A 4,146-nucleotide genomic window follows, 5' to 3' on the forward strand; every position below is an offset into this window, starting at 1 on the left:
TCTTTTAGACCTTCCTGTAGCTTACTGACTTGCTCCGACGTTAAAAAGTTTTTAGCTGCTGGTGGCATAGTTGCTTTTAAACGACTTCCTCTTCTTATTATGCAACTTAAGTGCCGATTAGCTTATTGTTCAATTCTGGCAATGCGTGATGTTTTTGCAATTGAGAGCGTAATTCGAGCCAAGTATGAATATCAACTTGTGCTAAATCAGATGCGGTAAAGGAATGAAGTTTAGTAGCGATGTCTACGACGGGCTACGCCTACGCACAAGCAAGTTTGACAGAACCACGAATAACGAGAGATGAGGGGGCAACCTTACGACCAGTACAACGACGTTGATGATGACGTAGCATACCAAAAGCATGTTCTAAGTCATTATTAGTTCTGGGAAAATCTTCAATTTCATAACAATGAAAAAGTCCAGACCAGTAGTTATGAGTGGTTTTTATAAAGTTATCTATTGCGATACTAAGTGTACCAGCCTTCTGCTTTTTATGGGACATTTCTGTTAATAGTTCCTGATAACTTGGTTTAACTCCAGCAGCATCAAGACCTATTTTATTATTGAGAATATTACTAGCTTTATCAATCCACTGATATGCAACTATAACAGGTGAAAATAAAGATGCAGTCGCAGATAATCCCTTAGCTATCAGGTGTTTTAGGTTGACTGCATGTGGTGGTAAAGCACTTTTTTTTCCATCCGTTCTAAGCTTTGCTCTATCAACGTCAAATTTTCTTGTAACTTTAACCCAGATGCCTCTAATGGTGGATGACCATCATTGGTTATAGAACTACGCACTGCCGAGCAATAATCTTCAATAATAGTCACCAAATCCTTATCTTCATTGGTAACACTACGTTCAATGTCTCGTAATCCTCTAACTTTTTTTTTCAATTCCTTTTTTGCATGTCTATCTGCCTCATATATGGGTTTAATCGCTTCTTTCAGGTAATGATAATGACATAAACCATGAGCAATACTAGGTAATGCTAACCCAACAGCTTTGCGAATTGATTGTTGTCCATCACTAACAGCTCCATCAATTGGTACATTTAGGGTATTAATTACTTCTAATAATAATGCTGCTAAATCTTCATTCCTTGATGATAATAAGGTTTTAGCTAGTATTATTTCTCCTGATAAGCAATCTCGAATTACCCATAATACCTCATGTCCAATTTCTGGCTGCATCCCATCAATCGCTAATATCACCCGTCCTTGATTTTTAAATATTGCTTCTAACCTTTTATGGTCTTTTAGCCACAAAGAAAGTAACTCGTCATATCTGTCAATTAGGTGCGTGACCGAACGCTTACCTTATACATATACCCTTTAATTCAAGGTGAGTGTGTATTTCGGGAACACTTCTATGTTCCTGGTAGCGTAATGCTCCTTATAAAATCACATCCAAACCAAATTCGTTCTGTGGTAGAGCGAGTGACCCTTCTTGCTCTGGTCGATATGCTTTTTTATACCGCAGACATGACTGATTTTGACATCGACGAATTTTTAGCTGTAGTTCTACTACCCCATTTAACGTTCTTATATGTCGAGGATTATTGTATTCATTCCACATTGCTTGACCGCACGAAGGACATTTTTTTTGAACACAATCGAGTACTTCAAACGATGTTGCCTCTGGTTTTAGACTTTTCCTTGCCAAGTTTTTGCACCATTATTTCCCTACAAGGTCAAGATTACAGGATTTCTACTCTTCTCTAGTAAGTTTTGCCACGCTAGGTTATTACAAGCTAACCAATACTTATTTACAGATACAAATGCATTAACAACTTATCAATTTTCTTTGTACTATCACAAAACTGTGGTAAATTCGCTTCGTCCAAAGACTGTAGTCCCAATTGGGGTAAGGGTAAGAGTACTTTTAAATTGAAAAGGAATAACACTAGGTCATGCACCTAACGTAACAGTTAGTGAGTCTAGCACCGAGGAAAGTCCTAGATTAGAATCAGTTAGTAATGCATTGCCTAAATTGTTGTTTACGACTTCAAAAGAGTCATTGGGATGAGAATAATTTGTGAGATAATCTTCAATGAAGTTACCAAGGGGGATGACATCTTTGAAGGCGCTTGGGTCAATTCCATTGATATAATCCAAGTTGACGGCGACATCAGTAACACTAGCACTATCAATAGAAAGTAAAATATCTTCTAATTGAAATGAGACAATATCGTTAATATCACTATTGGCTGTGCGGGTAATTGTGGTGTCAAATTGGAAAGGAATAATTTTTGGTGACACATCCAGATTAACGCTTAATGAGTTCAATACCCCAGATAGTCCTATATTGCTATCATTTAGTAATCCTTGGGTAAGGTCGCGATTGAGAACTTCATAAAGACCTGCTTCTACTGGATAATTTGCCAAGAAATCTTTAATGTAATTACCGATGGGTATGACATCTTTAAATACACTTGAGTCAATTCCATCAACATAATCTAAATTAACAGTGACATCAGCAACTATACCACCATCAATTGGAGATATAATATCTTCTAAACGAAATGAAATAATATCGTTTATGTTCCCATTTGGGGTACGAGTATTTGTGCTGTCAAATTGGAAAGGAATAATTTTTGGTGACACATCCAGATTAACGCTTAATGAGTCCAATACCCCAGATAGTCCTATATTGCTATCATTTAGTAATCTTTGGGTAAGGTCGCGATTGAGAACTTCATAAAGACCTGCTTCTACTGGATAATTTGCCAAGAAATCTTTAATGTAATTACCGATGGGTATGACATCTTTAAATACACTTGAGTCAATTCCATCAACATAATCTAAATTAACAGTGACATCGGCAACTATACCACCATCAATTGGAGATATAATATCTTCTAAACGAAATGAAATAATATCGTTTATGTTCCCATTTGGGGTACGAGTATTTGTGCTGTCAAATTGGAAAGGAATAATTTTTGGTGACACATCTAGATTAACGCTTAATGAGTCCAATACCCCAGATAGTCCTATATTGCTATCATTTAGTAATCCTTGGGTAAGGTCGCGATTGAGAACTTCATAAAGACCTACTTCTACTGGATAATTTGCCAAGAAATCTTTAATGTAATTACCGATGGGTATGACATCTTTAAATACACTTGAGTCAATTCCATCAACATAATCTAAATTAACAGTTATATCGGCAACTATACCACCATCAATTGGAGATGTAATGTCTTCTAAACGAAATGAAATAATATCGTTTATGTTCCCATTTGGGGTACGAGTATTTGTACTGTCAAATTGGAAAGGAATAATTTTTGGTGACACATCTAGATTCAAACTTAAAGAGTCTAGCACCTGAGAAAGCCCTAGATTATCATCAGTTAGTAGTTCTTCCGTGAAATTGCGATTGATAACTTCAAATAAGTCATTAGGATTATTTAGATAATTAGTCAGGTAATCTTTGATATTATTAGCAATGGGGACGACATTTTTTAATTCACTTGAGTTCAGCCCATCGATATAATCCAAGTTAACTGTAACATCAGCAACTTCATTATTCTCCACTTGAAGTCGAATGTCTTCCAACTTAAACGAAACTAAGTTAGATTTGCGTGTTATTCTATCAAGAATGGATTCGTGTGACATAATCTAATTTTTTCAGACAATTTTCTCATTCTTTAATTCCTAGAATACCAAAGTTGGGGTAAATTTTCACATCCCTGTACATTAAAGTATTATTGTCGAATGGCACTAAAAAAAGCTGAAATAGTTGCCTGATAAGAGGTTTAGAAAATTAATAGTTTTAAGGTCGGGAATCAAAATAATCTGGAACTCTCAGTTTGCGATGCCGAACGCATTGCGTCTCCAAGAGTTGGCGGGCGCTTGCGCCATCGTTGCTTCATTAGCCTACGTTTTTCCAAAGTGATGAAACCCTTGTAAATAATGCATTTGCGCTTTTCAAGCGTGCCAATTCGTCTCGGTGTGGTTGAAATTACCTGTACGGATAACGGCGCTCAAAACTAAAACGCTCACGGCAATACTCCTCGAAGGTTTTGTGCACACTACCAATACCTCTGCCAAAATAAGAGCCTACAAAAATTTTGGCAAAAGCGGCAAAATGACGCAGACATAAGCGTTGATACAAGGTAACTTAAAAACTTAAACGCTTGATAC

Annotated in this window: 5 protein-coding genes; 1 reads left to right on the top strand and 4 read right to left on the bottom strand. The window is 36.5% G+C overall.

Annotated features, from left to right (window positions below):
- A partial coding sequence (locus tag H6G97_RS52035) for a hypothetical protein (RefSeq protein ID WP_206759175.1) occupies positions 1-219 on the top strand: 219 nt, incomplete at its 5' end.
- Positions 220-259: 40 nt separating this feature from the next.
- Here H6G97_RS52035 and H6G97_RS46660 read toward each other — a convergent pair.
- The 4 genes from H6G97_RS46660 to H6G97_RS46675 form a co-directional block, all read right to left on the bottom strand.
- A complete protein-coding gene (locus H6G97_RS46660; RefSeq protein WP_190947183.1) occupies positions 260-502 on the bottom strand; it encodes a hypothetical protein in 243 nt (80 codons plus the stop codon).
- 158 nt (positions 503-660) lie between these two features.
- Positions 661-1,269, bottom strand: coding sequence for a hypothetical protein (locus H6G97_RS46665; protein ID WP_190947184.1), 609 nt, complete (start codon positions 1,267-1,269; stop codon positions 661-663).
- Positions 1,270-1,396: 127 nt separating this feature from the next.
- Complete coding sequence (locus H6G97_RS46670; protein ID WP_190947185.1) at positions 1,397-1,579, bottom strand: hypothetical protein; 183 nt, start codon at positions 1,577-1,579, stop codon at positions 1,397-1,399.
- 332 nt (positions 1,580-1,911) lie between these two features.
- Entirely contained in the window at positions 1,912-3,618 is a 1,707-nt protein-coding gene (locus tag H6G97_RS46675; RefSeq protein ID WP_190947186.1) for a hypothetical protein, read from the bottom strand.
- Between the last annotated feature and the right edge of the window lie 528 nt (positions 3,619-4,146).

The organism is Nostoc flagelliforme FACHB-838, assembly GCF_014698065.1.
In the GTDB taxonomy this organism is placed as follows: domain Bacteria; phylum Cyanobacteriota; class Cyanobacteriia; order Cyanobacteriales; family Nostocaceae; genus Nostoc; species Nostoc flagelliforme_B.

Bases quoted from the DNA above. Each gene is read 5' to 3' on its own strand.
- H6G97_RS46675 (WP_190947186.1), bottom strand. From the start codon at position 3,618: ATGTCACACGAATCCATTCTTGATAGAATAACACGCAAATCTAACTTA.
- H6G97_RS46670 (WP_190947185.1), bottom strand. From the start codon at position 1,579: ATGTGGAATGAATACAATAATCCTCGACATATAAGAACGTTAAATGGG.
- H6G97_RS46660 (WP_190947183.1), bottom strand. From the start codon at position 502: ATGTCCCATAAAAAGCAGAAGGCTGGTACACTTAGTATCGCAATAGAT.